Below are 14,368 nucleotides of genomic sequence, written 5' to 3' on the forward strand. Positions count from 1 at the left end.
CGGGGGCGGGGCGGCAGCGCTTCCCGGTATCAACGCCCGTGGGCTGGGGCGCCTCCCCTCCCCGCCGCCGCCATCGCAGCGCGGGCGCCGCTTACCCCGCCGTCCCCGCACCCGGCCGCGGCGGCGACGGCGCGCCCGCGGCCACCACCGTGGCGGGGACGAGCTGACCCGCGCGCCAGCGGTCGTACGCGGCGAAGAAGTCGGTGAACGGCCGCTCCAGCGCCGCCAGCCGCTCGGCCGCGAAGCCGGGCAGCGACGCCGGCGGCACCGTCGCGACCGCGCCCAGCGTGTCCGCCGCGCCGGCACAGAAGGAGTCGCGCGCCAGGTCCTGCGCGAAGAAATTGTAGAGCCGCGTCATCTGGTCGTCGAAGCGGTCCTGCCAGTCGCCGCCGCCGGCGCGATACTCGGCCTGCAGCGTCGCCTGCGCGCTGGCGAACTCGGCCTTCCGCGCCGCGAGCATCGCGTTGTACTGCGCGATGATCGTCGCCTCCTGCGCACCGCGGCAGGCGAGCGCGGCGACGTTGAGGGCGCTGCGCAGGTGCCACACCGCGCCCGCGCCGCTGAGCGCGCGGTTGGGCGTGGGATAGCTGCCGTCGGGCAGGCGCGCGGGCACGGTCATCCCCGGCCGCGCCCCGGCGGGCAGCGGCGCCGGCACCATCGCGACCACGGGCGGCGGCGCCGCGGACGCGCTCGGCGGCGGCGCGGCGTGGCGCGCGCAGCCGGCGAGCAGCGCGACGGCGACCAGCGCGACGGTGATCGATGCGACGGGCGCGCTCTGCTGGAAACGCACGGTCGGCCCCTTTTCCTGTGTCCCCGACCATCGTGTACGCCCGTCCCGCCGCCGCGCCCACGGCCCCTCGCCGGCGGGCGCGCCGAGCCGAGTCGCTTTCGCGCCAGAGCGAGTCGCGCGCCGCTCAGGCCTCCTCGATCCGGCGCTCCTCCTCGGTGCGCAGGCTCATCTCGGTGAAGTCGAGCTCCTCCTGCAGCACCAGGAAGGAGTCGGCGCCCACCTCCTGTGCCTCGCGCAGCTCCTCCAGCCGCTCGCGCTGGCACGCCACCGCGGCGAGGCCGAGCTGGCGCTTCTCCTCGCCCGCGCGCGCGTCGCCGCCCGTCATCATCGCGTCGCGCTTGGTGGCGAGGCCGTAGCGCCAATGGTCCGCGGCCGCGCCGCGCGCGTCGCCGATCCGCGCCAGCGCCGCCTCCGCCATCGCGACGCGCGCGCGTGCCAGTTCGTCGCCCAGCCCGTCGTCGCCGTCGAGCCCGAGCCAGCGCACCAGCGGCGCCAGCGTCATGCCCTGTACCACCAGCGTGGCGAGCACCACCGCGAAGGCGGTCAGCACGATCAGGTCGCGCTGCGGGAAGTGGCCGGGCAGCGCGAAGGCGGTGGCGAGCGTGACGATGCCGCGCATGCCGCACCAGCCCACCACCACGCTCTGCGACAGGCCGGTGGCGGGATAGTCGCCGCGCAGCCTGGGAAAGCGGTGGGCGAGCCGGTTGTAGACCAGCACCCAGGCCATGCGCACGACGATCAGGCAGGCCACCACCGCGGCGGCGAACACCGCCGCCTCGCGCAGTCGCTCGGGCGCCATGCCGCCGACGATCGTGCGCGCCTGGAAGCCCATCAGCAGGAAGGCCAGCACGTTGAGCAGGAACACCGCGGTCTCCCACACGGCGAAGTCGTGCAGCCGCGCGCGCGGCGGCGTCACCAGCCCGGCCGAGCGCGCGATCGTCATCGCGAAGGTGACGAGGCACAGCACCGCCGAGAGGCCCAGCCGCTCCGCCACCAGCCAGGTCGCGAAACCCGACACGAACTGGAAGATGTTGCCGCTCAGCGTGCCCCAGACCAGCGGCTGGATCCGCCGCATCGCCAGCGCGAGCAGGTAACCGAGCAGCATCCCGCCGGGCACAGCGACGCCGACGCGCAGCGCCAGCCCGCCGTCGATCCCGCCGTGGCTCTCGACCAGGATCGCGGCGGTGTAGAGCAGCAGCGCCGAGGCGTCGTTGAGCAGGCTCTCGCCCTTGAGCACCGCGACGGTGCGCCGCGGCATTCGAACGCTGCCCGAGATCGCGGTGGCCGCGGCGGCGTCGGGCGGCGCGACGATCGCGCCGAGGGCGAGCGCGGCATAGACCGGCAGCCCGGCGACCGTGACGCCCAGCCACGTCACCGCGCCCGCGCTCAGCAGCACCGCCACCAGCGCCAGCGCGGTGAGCGGTCGCCACAGCCGCACCACCGTGCCGACCGGGAAGTCGAAGGCGGCGTCGATCAAGATCGGGGCGATGAACAGCGCCAGCGCGGTATGCGGGTCGAGCGCGATCGTCGGCGCGCCGGGCAGCCAGGCGAGCGCCACCCCCGCGGCGGCGAGCAGCGCGGGATAGGGGATGGCCATCCGTCGCGCGAGCTGGAGCAGCAGCACCGCGACACCGAGCAGCGCGAGCAGGCTCTCGAAGAAGGTCACGGCGCGCTCCCCGGCCGCGCCGGCTCCCGCGGCGCGCGTCCGCAGCATGGCCGATCGCGCGCGGTCGCGCCAGCGGCCGGTGGAGGACACGAGCCGCGCGCGCGGCGCGGGCGCCGACCGGCCCTTGTCGCCCGGACCGCCCGATCACCGCCGGACGACACTCGCCGACGCCCGAGGGGAGCGGGCCACTCCCCCTCAGGCGGGCGTCATCCCGAGCGCGTCTCGGGATTCATCCCGCCTCTCTCTCAGGTGCCGGTGGCGCTCGCGGCACGATGGATCCCCGAGACGAGCTCGGGATGACGGCGGGGCCGGACAGAGAGTCGTTCCCACCCCGACCTTCGTCGCGATTCCTCCTCTGCCATCGAGCACTTACATTGCCATGCCGGATCGCAGCCGCGCGGTCGGCGAGGAGAGGCTACCGTCATGTCCGCCCACCGCCCGCTCGCCGCCCTCCTTCTCGCGGTCCTCGCCCTCCCCGCCGCGGCGGCCCCCTCGCGCGGCGTCTCCGCCTTCGTCACCGCGCCGCCCGACCCGCGCGCCACCACCGTGCGCGGCGTCGGCGACGGCCGCGCCGACGACAGCACCGCACTCCAGCAGGCGATCGACGCCGCGGCGGACCAGGGCGGCGGCGGGATCGTCTTCCTGCCGCCGGGACGCTACCGCATCACGCGCACGATCTTCCTGTGGCCGGGCGTGCGCCTGTTCGGCGTCGGCGCGCGGCGACCGGTGATCATGCTCGGTGCGAACACGCCCGGGTTCCAGAAGGGCGTCGCGCACATGATCGTCTTCGCCGGCGCGCGCCGCTCGGGCGCGGGCGGGCGCAGCGAGGGCGGGCGCGTCGGCGCGGCGGCGCCGCGTCGCGTCGCCTTCCCGGTCGCGGGCAGCGTGCCCTTCGACCCGGCCATCGCCGACGCCAATCCCGGCACCTTCTACTCCGCCATCAGCAACGTCGACGTCGCGGTCGGCAGGGGCAACCCGGCGACCGCGGCGATCCGCTTCCACGCCGCGCAGCACGCCTATCTCAGCCACATGGACCTCGACCTCGGCCCCGCGCTGGCGGGTCTGTACCAAGTCGCCAACGTCGCGCGCGACTTGCGCTTCCGCGGCGGGCGCTACGGCATCCTCGCCGAGAAGCCGTCACCGGCCTGGCCGTTCACCTTGCTCGACTCCACCTTCACCGGCCAGCGCGACGCCGCGATCCGCGAGCATGAGGCGGGGCTCACCCTGGTCAACGTCGCCTTCCGCGACACGCCCGTGGGCGTCGAGATCGACCGCGGCTACGGCGACTGGCTGTACGGTCAGGACGTACGCTTCGAGAATGTCGCGCGCGCGGGCGTGATCGTCTCCAACGAGAACAACGCCTACACGCAGGTGACGTTCGAGAACGCGCTGGCGCGCCGCACTCCCGTCTTCGCGCGCTTCCGCGACAGCGGCGCCGAGCGGCGCGGCGCGGGCGCGGCCTATCGCGTGACCAGCTTCAGCCACGGGCTCGCGGTCGCGGGCTACGCCGAGATGGGCACGCCGCGCACCGCGATGGCGACCGAGCCGCTCGCCGCGCTGCCGCCGCGCCGCGCCGACGTCATCCGCGCGCTGCCGTCGACGCGCGCGTGGTTCAACGCGCGCGACGCCGGCGCCAAGGGAGACGACCGCGGCGACGACACCGAGGCGCTGCAACGCGCCATCGACTCGCACCGCATCGTCTACCTGCCCGCCGGCCGCTACGTGGTGAGCGACACGCTGCGGCTGCGGCGCGACAGCGTGCTGGTCGCGCTCCACCCCAATCTCACCCAGATCCTGCTGCGCGAGAGCACGCCCACCTACCAGGGCATCGGCGCGCCCAAGGCGCTGCTGGCGAGCGCCGACGGCGGCGACGCGATCGTGAGCGGGATCGGCCTCGCCACCGGCGGGATCAACCCGCGCGCCACCGCGCTGCTGTGGACCGCGGGGGCGGACTCGCTGGTCGACGACGTCAAGTTCCAGGGCGGCCACGGCACCGACCTCGCGGGCGGGGTGCGCTTCAACCCGTACAATGCCAACGCTACCGGCGACGCCGATCCGGCCAGGCGCTGGGACGCGCAATATCCCAGCCTGTGGGTGACGCGCGGCGGCGGGGGCACGTTCAACGGTCTGTGGACGCCCAATACCTATGCCCAGGCGGGACTGTACGTCTCCGACACGGCGACGCCCGGGCGCGTCTACCAGATGTCGTCCGAGCATCACGGCCGGGTCGAGATCGCGCTCAACCGCGTGGCCCACTGGGAGCTGATCGCGCCGCAGACCGAGGAGGAGGGCGGCGAGAGCCGCGACGCGGTCGCGCTCGAGATCCGCGACTCGCACGCTATCCTGGTGGCCAATCTCCACGCCTATCGAGTCACGCGCACCGCCAAGGCGCTGCCAGCGGCGGTGACGCTGTACGGCGCGCGCGACATCCGCTTCCGCAACGTCCACGTCAACGCCGAGAGCGGGCTGGCGACCTGCGACGAGAACGGCTGCGCCACCTTCCTGCGCGCGAACAGATTCCCCTACGAGAACGCGATCGTCGACGTGGCGAGCGGCGCGCAGGTGCGCGAGCGCGAGTTCGCCGCCTTCGACGTGCCGGCGACCGCGGTGGCGCCGCCGCCCGCGGCGGGCGGCGCGGTCGAGAAGCTCGCGGGCGGCTTCGACGCGGCGGGGGGCGGCACGGTCGCGCCCGACGGCACGCTCTACTTCGTCGACCGGATCCAGCAGCGCCTCTATCGCTGGTCGGCGGCGCGCGGGCTCGGCATCGAGCGCGACACCACGCTCGACGCGGTCAGCCTCGCCGCGGACGCGGCGGGCGACCTGCTGGTGCTGTCGGCGGCGGGGCGCGACGGCACCGTCTCCTCCTTCCGCCCCGGTAGCAGCGAGCTGGCGCTCGACGTGATCCCGCCCGCGCCGCTCGCGTCGGTGACCGCGCCGCGCGTGCTGCTGCCGGGCAGCTGGTGGGTCAACGGCGAGTTCCGCGACCGATATGATCCCGCGACCGACCGCTTCGCCACGCTGGCCGAGCTGTTCGCGCGCGACGTCGCGACGCCGGCGCCGCGCGCCCATGTCGCGCCCGACGGCACGCTCGCGCTGCCGGCGTGGCGCGTGTTCCAGCAGGGGCCGCCCGACTTCCGCGCGCGCCGCTTCTCGCACGCGCTCGACGCCTATGGCCTGGTCGCGGCGCGCGTCGGCGAGCGCAGCTACGTCAGCAACGCCTCGGAGGCGCGCACCTACAGCGCTCTGGTCGGCGCGGGCGGCGCGCTCAGCGACCTGCGCGTCTTCGCCGAGCGCGGCGGCGAGAGCGTGGTCGCCGACGCGCGCGGGCGGGTGTACGTCGCCAACGGGCAGGTGTTCGTTTACGGCGCGGACGGCGGCGCGCTGGGCCGGATCGACGTGCCCGAGCGCCCGCTCCAGCTGTTGCTCAGCCCGGACGGGGCGTCGCTCTACGTGCTGACGCACCATTCGCTGTACCGCGCGCGGCTCTGAGCCGCCGGCGTGTTCCTGCGCGCGCAGGAACCCAGGGCCGCGAGTGCTGTCCCTCGCGGCCCTTGGCTCCTGCGTCCGCAGGAGCGCGGGTCTTTGTCAGAGGGTGCCGTCCGCATGCCCCGGCCCCGACCGGGCCCGCCGCGCTCACCAGAAGGTCGCGTACAGCGCCACCAGGATCAGCACGAGCGCCAGCGCGCCGACGTTGAACGCCGCGCTGGTGGCGTAGCGCACGTCGCCGGTGACGATCGTGTCGCGGTCGTCGCGCCGCGGCGTGACCAGCGAGGCGCCGACCGCCAGCGCCAGCGCGATCAGGAACACCAGCCCCATCCGGTCCATGAACGGGAGCCCGGGCAGCAGCAGCTTGAACCCCCAGGACAGCAGCACCGAGGCGACCGCGGCGATGATCGCGCCGGCCTCGTTGGCGCGCTTCCAGAACAGGCCCAGCAGGAAGATCACGGTGATGCCCGGCGTGAAGAAGCCGGTGAACTCCTGGATGAACTGGAACGCCTGCTCGGACGATCCCACCAGCGGCCGCGCGGTGAGGATCGCGATCACCGTCGCCACCATCGCGGCGACGCGGCCGACCAGCACCAGCCGCGCGTCGTCGACGGCGCCGTCCTCGGCCGCGGACGCGCGGCGCTTGAACTTGGCCCAGACGTCGAGCGTGAAGATGGTCGCGATCGAGTTGATCTTGGACGCGGTCGACGCGATGATCGCCGCCACCAGCGCGGCGAAGACGAGGCCGAGCAGCCCGGTCGGCAGCAGCCGCATCATCGTCGGATAGGCCTCGTCGGGCTTGGCCAGCCCGGGCGCGAGCACCACCGCGGCGATGCCCGGCAGCACGATGATGATCGGCATCAGCAGCTTGAGGAAGGACGCGAACAGCACGCCCTTCTGCGCCTCGGCCAGCGACTTGGCCGCGAGCGCGCGCTGGATGATATATTGGTTGAAGCCCCAGTAGCTGAGGTTGGCGATCCACATCCCGCCGATCAGCACCGAGAGGCCCGGCAGGTCCATGTAATGCGGGTTGTCGCGCGACAGGATCATCTCGAAATGATCGGGCAGCTCGCGCGTGAGCCGCGCGAAGCCCGCGACGAGGCCGGCGCCCTGCCCCAGCTCGCCCAGTGTGAGATAGGCGATGATGAGGCCGCCGAGCACCAGCAGCGTCACCTGGACGATGTCGGTCAGCGCCACCGCCTTCAGCCCGCCCTTGAGCTGGTACAGCAGCGCGAACGCGCCGAGCACCACCAGCGCGATATTCTGGTCGACCCCCGCCACCTTGGTCACCGCGATCGAGCCGAGCCAGATGATGCTGGTCAGGTTCACGAAGACGTAGAGCGCGAGCCAGAACAGGGCCATCAGCGTCCGGATCGAGGGGCCGTAGCGCCGCTCGAGGAACTGCGGCATCGTGTAGATCTCGTTGCGCAGGAAGATCGGCAGGAAGAACTTGCCGACGATCAGCAGCGTCAGCGCCGCCATCCACTCGTACGAGGCGATCGCCAGCCCGATGGCATAGCCCGAGCCCGACATGCCGACGATCTGCTCGGCCGAGATATTGGCCGCGATCAGGCTGGCGCCGATCGCCCACCAGGGCAGGTTCTTGGAGGCGAGGAAATAGTCGGTGGTGCTCTTCGGCCCGGCGCCCGCCTTGTCGCGGCTGACCCATTGCGCCAGCGCGAAGATGAAGATGGCATAGGCCACCACCACCAGCACGTCGATCGTGGCAAGCTGCACCTGTGTCTCTCCCCGTCCGCCGCGCGTCGCGTGTCGGGCGCCGTTGTAGGTCGCGCGGGCAGGCTGTCCACCCGTGTCGTGCCGCTCGCGCGGGGCGCGACAAAGGTTGCGACGCCGACACATGCCGCAATCACCCGGTGCGGCGGTGGCGGCAGGGAGGAGGCGAGGCCGCGGCGTTCCCGTGCTATCCGTCGCCTCGCGCCGCCCGCTTTCCTCCCGGTGGGCGGGCGGCGCCTCACTCGACCGCGGCGGGGAGAAGACGATGATGCCCCTTCTGCTCGCCGCGGTCCTTGTCGCCGGCGCCGCGCCGGACGATCCGGTCGTGCCGGCGCCGCCGCGGCGCGTGCGCAGCGTCGCGCTCGCGCCCGGCGAGAGCTGCCCCAGGCCCGCCGGCGACGAGGTGGTGGTGTGCGCCCCGCTCGACGAACCCTATCGCATCCCCAAGCCGCTGCGCCGGTCCGAGATCGCGGCGAAGAACCAGAGCTGGGTCAACCGAGTCGCGACGATGGACGAGGTCGGCCGCGTCGCCGGCGGGTTGCCCGACACCTGCTCGGCGGTGGGCACGGGCGGCCAGACCGGCTGCACCCAGTCGATGATGCGCGCCTGGGCCGCCGATCGGCGCCAGCTCGCGCGCGAGAGCGCGGCGGTGCCGTGAGGCTGTCGGATCGCGGCACGCCGGTGTCGCGGTCCGAGCGGCGTCCTCTCCCTTCTCGGCGTCACCCTGAGTTTGTCTCAGGACCTCCCGTCCGGCACTCGCCGCCACCGCCGAGTAGGCGGCACGGCGAGCGCTTGAAACGAGCTCACGACAACGTCGGGACGGGGACGCCGGTAAGCGCCCCTCCCCTCAGCGTGGCCGCATCGTCGCGGCGGCGAGCTTGCCGACCAGCCCGGGCAGGCCGGCATAGTTCGCCTTGTGGTACGGCGAGTCCTGCTCCAGCACCGCCGAGATGCGCCGGTGCGCCTCGGCGAGCGCGTGATACGGCAGCCCCGGCAGCAGATGGTGCAGCGCGTGGTAGCGCAGCCCGACCGGCGCCCACAGCACCGGCAGCAGCGCGGGCGGGGGCACGTTGACCGTGTCGAGATACTGGGCGGTGACGCTCATCGCCTCGCCCTCATTCTCCCACAGATGCGCCACCAGGGTGCGAACCTGATTGATCAGCGCGACGCCCGAGCCGACCGCCAGGAAGATCGCGAACGCCCTCACAGACACCACGCCGGTGGCGGTCAGCACCAGCAGCGCGATCGCCCACAGGCTGGTGACGATCTCCCAGCGGGTCCAGCGCGCTCTCTCCTCGCCCTGGGGCGCGCGACGGCGGAACCGCGGGTTGATCGACAGCGCCGAGTAGCGCGCCACCACCGCCTCGCGCAGCCGCGGCGACAGCGCCGACAGCGGCGCGAGCAGCGCGTAGCGGATCATCAGCCCGACCGGCGCCAGCGCCGACACCAGGATGAACACCGGCAGAGTCCACGGCCGCATCAGCGCGAGCGGCAGATATTCGGGGTCCTCCGACGTGCCGTAGCGCGTCTTGGCGTGATGCAGGTTGTGGACGCCCTCGTACATGAAGGAGGGGATCATCATCGGCACGCCGATGAGCGCGTTCCAGCCGGCGCGGAAGCCCGGCACGGCGGCGTGCTTGATGTGGCTGATCTCGTGGATCATGCTCATGCCGCGATACAGCGCGAGCACCGCCACCGCCCCGGCGAGCACCGCCCAGCCGGTCGAGCCGACCGTCACCGCGGCCGCGAGCGCGGCATAGCCGACCAGCGCCGAGCCGATCAGGTCGGCCCAGTAGAGCGCGGGGCGCGGCTGCACCAGGTCGCGGGTGAGGTCGGCGGCGGCGCGCAGCATCGCCTTGTCGTCGGCGATCGCCGACCGCGGCGCGGCGGGCGCGCTGCCCGCGCCCGTGCTGTCGAAGGTCATCGTGTTCATGGCGCTTTCCATTGCCCCCACATAGTGGCGACAGCATGACCTTTACAGGTCGCCCGCACGCCCCGTTGCCAGCAAAAGCCCGCTCGCTATGATCGGTTTCTCCGTTTACGGGCGAGCGCCATGTCCGATCTGTCCATCACCGCGGTCACCACCAAGAGCGAGCGCAAGGCGTTCGTCGATCTGCCCTTCCGCCTCTACGCCGACGATCCTTACTGGGTCCCGCCGCTCAAGGGCGAGGCGCTCGGGCTGATCACGCCCGAGAAGAACGGCTGGTTCAGCCACGCCGAGGCGCAGCTGTTCCTGGCGCGGCGCGACGGGCGCGTGGTGGGGCGGATCTCGGCGCACATCGATACGCTGGCGCTCGAGATGCCCGCCGCGCAGGGCTTCGGCCCCGGCGTCGGCCAATGGGGGCTGATGGACGCCGAGGACGAGGACATCTTCCGCGCGCTGCTGGAGCGCGCCGAGGCGTGGCTGCGCGAGCAGGGCATGGTGCGCGCGCTCGGGCCGATCAGCATGTCGATCTGGGAGGAGCCGGGGCTGCTGATCCAGGGCTTCGAGCAGGCGCCGACGGTGATGATGGGGCACCACAAGCCGGTCTATCGCGAGTGGATCGAGCGCGCCGGCTACCGGCCGGTCAAGCAGCTGGTCACCTACGAGCTCGATATCACGCAGGAGTTCCCGCCGATCGTGAAGCGGATCATCCGCTCGGGCGAGAACAACAAGAGCATCGTCGTGCGCGAGGTGAACAAGAAGCGCTTCGACGAGGAAGCCGCGATCATCCTCGAGATCCTCAACGACGCCTGGTCGGACAATTGGGGCTTCGTGCCGCTCACCCCGCCCGAGATCAAGGACGTGGGCGTCAAGCTCAAGCCGATCGTGTTCAACGACCTGATCCGCATCGCCGAGGTCGACGGGCGGCCGGTGGCGTTCATGATCACCCTGCCCGACCTCAACGAGGCGATCCGGCCGCTGAACGGCAGCCTGCTCCCGTTCGGCTGGGCCAAATTGCTGCTGTGGCTGCGCAAGCCGCGCGTGCGCACGATGCGCGTGCCGCTGATGGGGGTGCGCAAGGAGCTGCAATCGTCGCGCCTGGCGAGCCAGCTGGCCTTCATGATGATCGAGGCGATCCGCAAGGCCTCGGTCGCCCACTACGGCGCCTCGCGCGGCGAGATCGGGTGGATCCTCGACGACAACCAGGGGATGAACTCGATCGCCACCGCGATCGAGAGCCGCGTCAACAAGGTCTATCAGGTCTACGAGCGGACGCTCTGATCCGGGGGGAGCCGGCGGCGCCGCGCGCCTCGGCCGGCGCGGCGCCGCTCCCTCCCGTCCGCCCCGCGGCGGCCGTTCACAATCTCTCGGGGACCTTGACGCCCAGCTCCTTCCACTCCGCCCGCGTGTGGCAGACGCGCTGGATGATGTGCGAGCCGGTCGCCTCGGTGCTGTAGCAGTAGCGCGTGCCGGGACCGCGGGTCTTCGCTCCGCCCTCGGCCTGGGTGGCAGCGGCGGTGGCGGCGACAGACGGTGCGGTCGGCTCGGCCTGCGTCGGTGCGGCGAGGACGAGACCGGTGATAGCGGCGACGATCGTGGCGTTCATGACAGTGTCTCCCTGCCCCGTGATCGGGGACGCCACGTGCTTTGCAGAGACCGTGCCAACGTAAATCTGGTCGGAAATCGAGTAGGTTAGCGGCGATACGGCATGCGGGCCCACCGGCCCTCCGCCGACATGCGGCGTATTCCGCCAGAAGATGGCGAGCCCTTGCGATCGGGCGCGAACACCCCATCTCGGAACGACTGTCCAGATCTGACCACGCGAGCCTGGATAGCTGAGAGACCGACCGCGCTCCCGCTTGCACGCAGGGAGACCGACATGGATCTCAACGAACTCTACTCGCGCCACCAGTTATCGGTGGCGCGCGCGGCTGGCACCGCCAGCGTGACGGGTCGCGAGGTCTATCAGGTCTGCGCGCGCAGCTATGCCGAGCGGATCGCGCAGCTGCAGTGGCGTTCCGGGGTCGTCCGTCCGACCGTGGTGATCGGCGCGTGAGCGATCAGCCGCAACCCGCCCCGCGCTCGCCACGTCGACCGTATTTCCGCCCCGCCAGCAGCGTGCCCAAGCTCTCGCCCGAGAGCGCCGCGCGCGAGAGCCAGGTCGTGCGCGCCGCGACCGAGCGGCTCGGGCTGGCCGGCGCGATGGCCTTCCTCAACGCCGACGTGGGACTGGGCGCGCGCCCGCTCAAGCTCGCCGCGGCAAGCGACGAGGGCGCGCGGCAGGTGCTCGAGCTGATCGCGGTGCAGGAGCCCGGCGAGGCCGGATAAGCGGCGCGGGTTACCCTCTCCGCCGGTGTCACCCTGCCCCCGTGTCAGGGTCCACCGTGCCGAACGCTCGGCAGTCGCGGCGTGGGCAAAGCCGCGGATCCCGGGGCGGGCTCGGGATGACGCCGGCGCGGGAGCGCGAGCGTGAGCCCTTCTCGGTCAGAACATGAAGGCGCCGCCCAGCACCAGCCGCGCGTCGGGTGCGTCGCGGTTGAGCCCCGCCACCGCGAGCAGGTCGATCTGGGTGCGCTTGGTCGGCTGCCACGCCAGCGACCCCGCGGCGAGCGTGCGCGTGACATGGCCCGAGGGGTCGTCGTCGCGCTCGAGCGAGAGCTCCGCGACCGCGGTGATGCTGTCGGTCAGCGCGTAGCCCAGCCCGACCACGCCGCTCGCGTCGAAGTGGCGGCCGTTGCCGTCCTCGTCGACCGCCGCGGCGGCCTGGCCGGTGAAGTCGAGGCTCCAACGCTCGTCGATCTGCCAGTAGACCGGCGCGATCACGCCCGCGGCCCAGTCGCCGTCGCCGATCCCCGCACGTCCGGTCGGCAGCGCGACATAGGGCTGGATCGCGGAGGAGACCGCGTTCCCGTCGGGGTGGCTCAGCGCGTAGCGATAGCCGATCACCGTGTCGCCCACGCCCCATTTGCGTGACACCGCGCCCGTCATCTTGTCGCGCGTCCGCAGCGTGCCGAGCGGGGTGAACTCGACCTGCAGCTCGCTGTTGGCGGTGAGGCCGAAGCGCGCGGTGACGTCGCCGAACAGCGTGAGGTCCTCGCGCGAGTCGTCGCCGTCGTCGCGCTGCCAGTCGACCCCAGAGACCTCGACCTGCACCTGCCCCGGCAGCGTGACGCAACCGCTCGCACCGAGCGACGGCCGGTTGGGGCAGAAGCGCTTGCCGTCCTCTTCCTCGGCCGCGGCGGGCGCGGCGGCGAGCAGCAGCGCGATCGCGGCGAGCAGGCCGGCGCGGATCATCGCAGCCGTACCCAGGTCGGCGCGTGGTCGCTCGCTTTCTCGCGCCCGCGATACGCCTTGTCGACCCCCGCCTCGACCAGCCGGTCGGCCACCGCCGGGCTGAGCAGCAGGTGATCGATCCGGAAGCCCGCGTCGCGCTGCCACGCCCCGGCCTGATAGTCCCAGAAGGTCCACACGCCGCCGCGCGGGTGGCGCGCGCGCAGCGCGTCGGTCCAGCCCTGCGCGACGAGCGCGCGATAGCCCTGCCGGCTCTCGGGCTGCATCAGCGCGTCGCTCGCCATCGCGCGCACGGAGAAGACGTCGTCGTCATTGGGTATGACATTATAGTCGCCCGCCAGCACCGCGGGCATCTCGCTGGCGAGAAGCTGCGCCGCGCGCGCGCGGAGCCGCTCGATCCAGCGCAGCTTATAGTCGAACTTGGGACCGGGCACGGGATTGCCGTTGGGCAGGTAGATCGAGGCCACCGTCAGCCCGGCCACGTCACACTCGAGATAGCGGCTGTGCTCGTCCTCGGGCTCGCCCGCCAGCCCGCGCTGGCGCTCGACCGGGTCGGCGCCGCGCGCGAGTACCGCGACGCCGTTGAAGCCCTTCTGCCCGTGCCACAGCGCGCCATAGCCCGCGGCGCGCACCTCCCCCTCGGGGAAGGTCTCGTCGCTCGACTTGAGCTCCTGCAGGCACACCACGTCGGGCTGCGCCTCCTCGAGATACTCGAGCAGCCGCGGCAGCCGCGCCTTGATGCCGTTGACGTTGTAGGTGACGATCTTCACGCACGACGACCTATCGCGCCGCGTCGGCTTTGTCTCGCCCCGCGCGCGACTCAGACCGAGAAGCTGGTCCCGCAGCCGCAGCCGCTGGCGGCCTGGGGGTTCTCGACCTTGAACGAGGCGCCGCCGAGCGACTCGACATAGTCGACGCTGGCGCCGCGGACGAGGTCGAGGCTGACGTCGTCGACGACCAGCCGCACGCCGTCGGTCTCGACGACGATGTCGCTCGTCTCGGGGGCGTCGGCGAAGCCGAAGCGATATTGGAAGCCCGAGCAGCCGCCCCCCTCGACCGCGAGCCGCAGGATGGCGGGCTTGTTCTGCCGCGCCGCGATCGCCGCGACGCGCGCGGCGGCGGCGGGGGTGAGCGCTATGTCGGGTGCGAGCGTGGCCATGCGAGGTAGATAGGCGCGCGGCGCGGCGGGGGAAAGGGGCGAGGCCTCACCGTGCATGACTAGCCCGCGAGAGCGCCCCACGTCGGTTCCGCCCTCCAGGGCATCGTCGCGAGCTGGCTCACCTCACGTGTCTCGCGACCGTCTTCCGGCGAGAGACGGATGCCGCGCCAAGCACAACAGCGCCTCACGGCGCGCGCGGCCCGGGGCTCCGGCCTGCGCGGGGGCACGCGGAGGAGCTCGCAACGATCCCCGTCCGAGCACGGGGCGAGCAACACAGCAACGAGAGAGGGCCGGCCCGCTCGAGGCGGTACCGGCCCT

Annotated in this window: 13 protein-coding genes; 5 read left to right on the forward strand and 8 right to left on the reverse strand. The window is 72.6% G+C overall.

Annotated features, from left to right (window positions below):
* Nucleotides 1-91: 91 nt before the first annotated feature.
* Complete coding sequence (locus KZ813_RS17545) at nt 92-790, reverse strand: hypothetical protein (protein WP_219756287.1); 699 nt, start codon at nt 788-790, stop codon at nt 92-94.
* Between the two features lie 124 nt (nt 791-914).
* A complete protein-coding gene (locus KZ813_RS17550; RefSeq protein ID WP_219756288.1) occupies nt 915-2,456 on the reverse strand; it encodes a cation:proton antiporter in 1,542 nt (513 codons plus the stop codon).
* 423 nt (nt 2,457-2,879) lie between these two features.
* Between KZ813_RS17550 and KZ813_RS17555 the strand changes: the two genes are divergently transcribed.
* Nucleotides 2,880-5,945, forward strand: a complete 3,066-nt coding sequence (locus KZ813_RS17555) for a glycosyl hydrolase family 28-related protein (protein WP_219756289.1) — start codon at nt 2,880-2,882, stop codon at nt 5,943-5,945.
* Nucleotides 5,946-6,089: 144 nt separating this feature from the next.
* On the opposite strand, the gene KZ813_RS17560 is transcribed toward KZ813_RS17555, so the two are convergent.
* Nucleotides 6,090-7,679 carry a sodium/sugar symporter gene (locus tag KZ813_RS17560; protein ID WP_219756290.1) on the reverse strand — a complete coding sequence of 530 codons (1,590 nt, stop codon included), beginning with the start codon at nt 7,677-7,679 and terminating at the stop codon, nt 6,090-6,092.
* A gap of 262 nt (nt 7,680-7,941) precedes the next feature.
* Here KZ813_RS17560 and KZ813_RS17565 point away from each other — a divergent pair, with 262 nt between their 5' ends.
* Nucleotides 7,942-8,334 (forward strand): hypothetical protein, encoded by a 393-nt coding sequence (locus KZ813_RS17565; protein ID WP_219756291.1) that lies wholly within the window; start codon nt 7,942-7,944, stop codon nt 8,332-8,334.
* A gap of 189 nt (nt 8,335-8,523) precedes the next feature.
* Here KZ813_RS17565 and KZ813_RS17570 read toward each other — a convergent pair whose 3' ends face one another.
* Complete coding sequence (locus tag KZ813_RS17570; RefSeq protein WP_219756292.1) at nt 8,524-9,609, reverse strand: fatty acid desaturase family protein; 1,086 nt, start codon at nt 9,607-9,609, stop codon at nt 8,524-8,526.
* Nucleotides 9,610-9,729: 120 nt separating this feature from the next.
* Here KZ813_RS17570 and KZ813_RS17575 point away from each other — a divergent pair, with 120 nt between their 5' ends.
* Nucleotides 9,730-10,881: an N-acetyltransferase gene (locus KZ813_RS17575; RefSeq protein ID WP_219756293.1), complete on the forward strand. Its 1,152-nt coding sequence runs from the start codon at nt 9,730-9,732 to the stop codon at nt 10,879-10,881.
* Nucleotides 10,882-10,957: 76 nt separating this feature from the next.
* On the opposite strand, the gene KZ813_RS17580 is transcribed toward KZ813_RS17575, so the two are convergent.
* Nucleotides 10,958-11,206 carry a hypothetical protein gene (locus KZ813_RS17580; RefSeq protein ID WP_219756294.1) on the reverse strand — a complete coding sequence of 83 codons (249 nt, stop codon included), beginning with the start codon at nt 11,204-11,206 and terminating at the stop codon, nt 10,958-10,960.
* A 273-nt stretch (nt 11,207-11,479) separates the two neighbouring features.
* Here KZ813_RS17580 and KZ813_RS17585 point away from each other — a divergent pair, with 273 nt between their 5' ends.
* Both KZ813_RS17585 and KZ813_RS17590 read left to right on the forward strand, forming a co-directional pair.
* Nucleotides 11,480-11,656, forward strand: a complete 177-nt coding sequence (locus tag KZ813_RS17585; RefSeq protein ID WP_219756295.1) for a hypothetical protein — start codon at nt 11,480-11,482, stop codon at nt 11,654-11,656.
* A complete protein-coding gene (locus tag KZ813_RS17590) occupies nt 11,653-11,928 on the forward strand; it encodes a hypothetical protein (RefSeq protein WP_219756296.1) in 276 nt (91 codons plus the stop codon). The genes KZ813_RS17585 and KZ813_RS17590 overlap by 4 nt, the downstream gene beginning before the upstream one ends.
* A gap of 156 nt (nt 11,929-12,084) precedes the next feature.
* Here the strand turns inward: KZ813_RS17590 and KZ813_RS17595 are convergent, their stop codons facing one another.
* From KZ813_RS17595 to erpA, 3 genes are read right to left on the reverse strand one after another with little or no spacing between them, the layout of a single operon-like run.
* On the reverse strand, nt 12,085-12,894 hold the full coding sequence (locus tag KZ813_RS17595; RefSeq protein WP_219756297.1) for a transporter: 810 nt from the start codon (nt 12,892-12,894) through the stop codon (nt 12,085-12,087).
* Nucleotides 12,891-13,661: an exodeoxyribonuclease III gene (xth, locus tag KZ813_RS17600; protein WP_219756298.1), complete on the reverse strand. Its 771-nt coding sequence runs from the start codon at nt 13,659-13,661 to the stop codon at nt 12,891-12,893. The genes KZ813_RS17595 and xth overlap by 4 nt, the downstream gene beginning before the upstream one ends.
* A gap of 50 nt (nt 13,662-13,711) precedes the next feature.
* Nucleotides 13,712-14,050, reverse strand: a complete 339-nt coding sequence (gene erpA, locus KZ813_RS17605; RefSeq protein ID WP_219756299.1) for an iron-sulfur cluster insertion protein ErpA — start codon at nt 14,048-14,050, stop codon at nt 13,712-13,714.
* Nucleotides 14,051-14,368: the final 318 nt, after the last annotated feature.

The sequence above is a fragment of the Sphingomonas folli genome (genome assembly GCF_019429525.1).
GTDB lineage: Bacteria > Pseudomonadota > Alphaproteobacteria > Sphingomonadales > Sphingomonadaceae > Sphingomonas > Sphingomonas folii.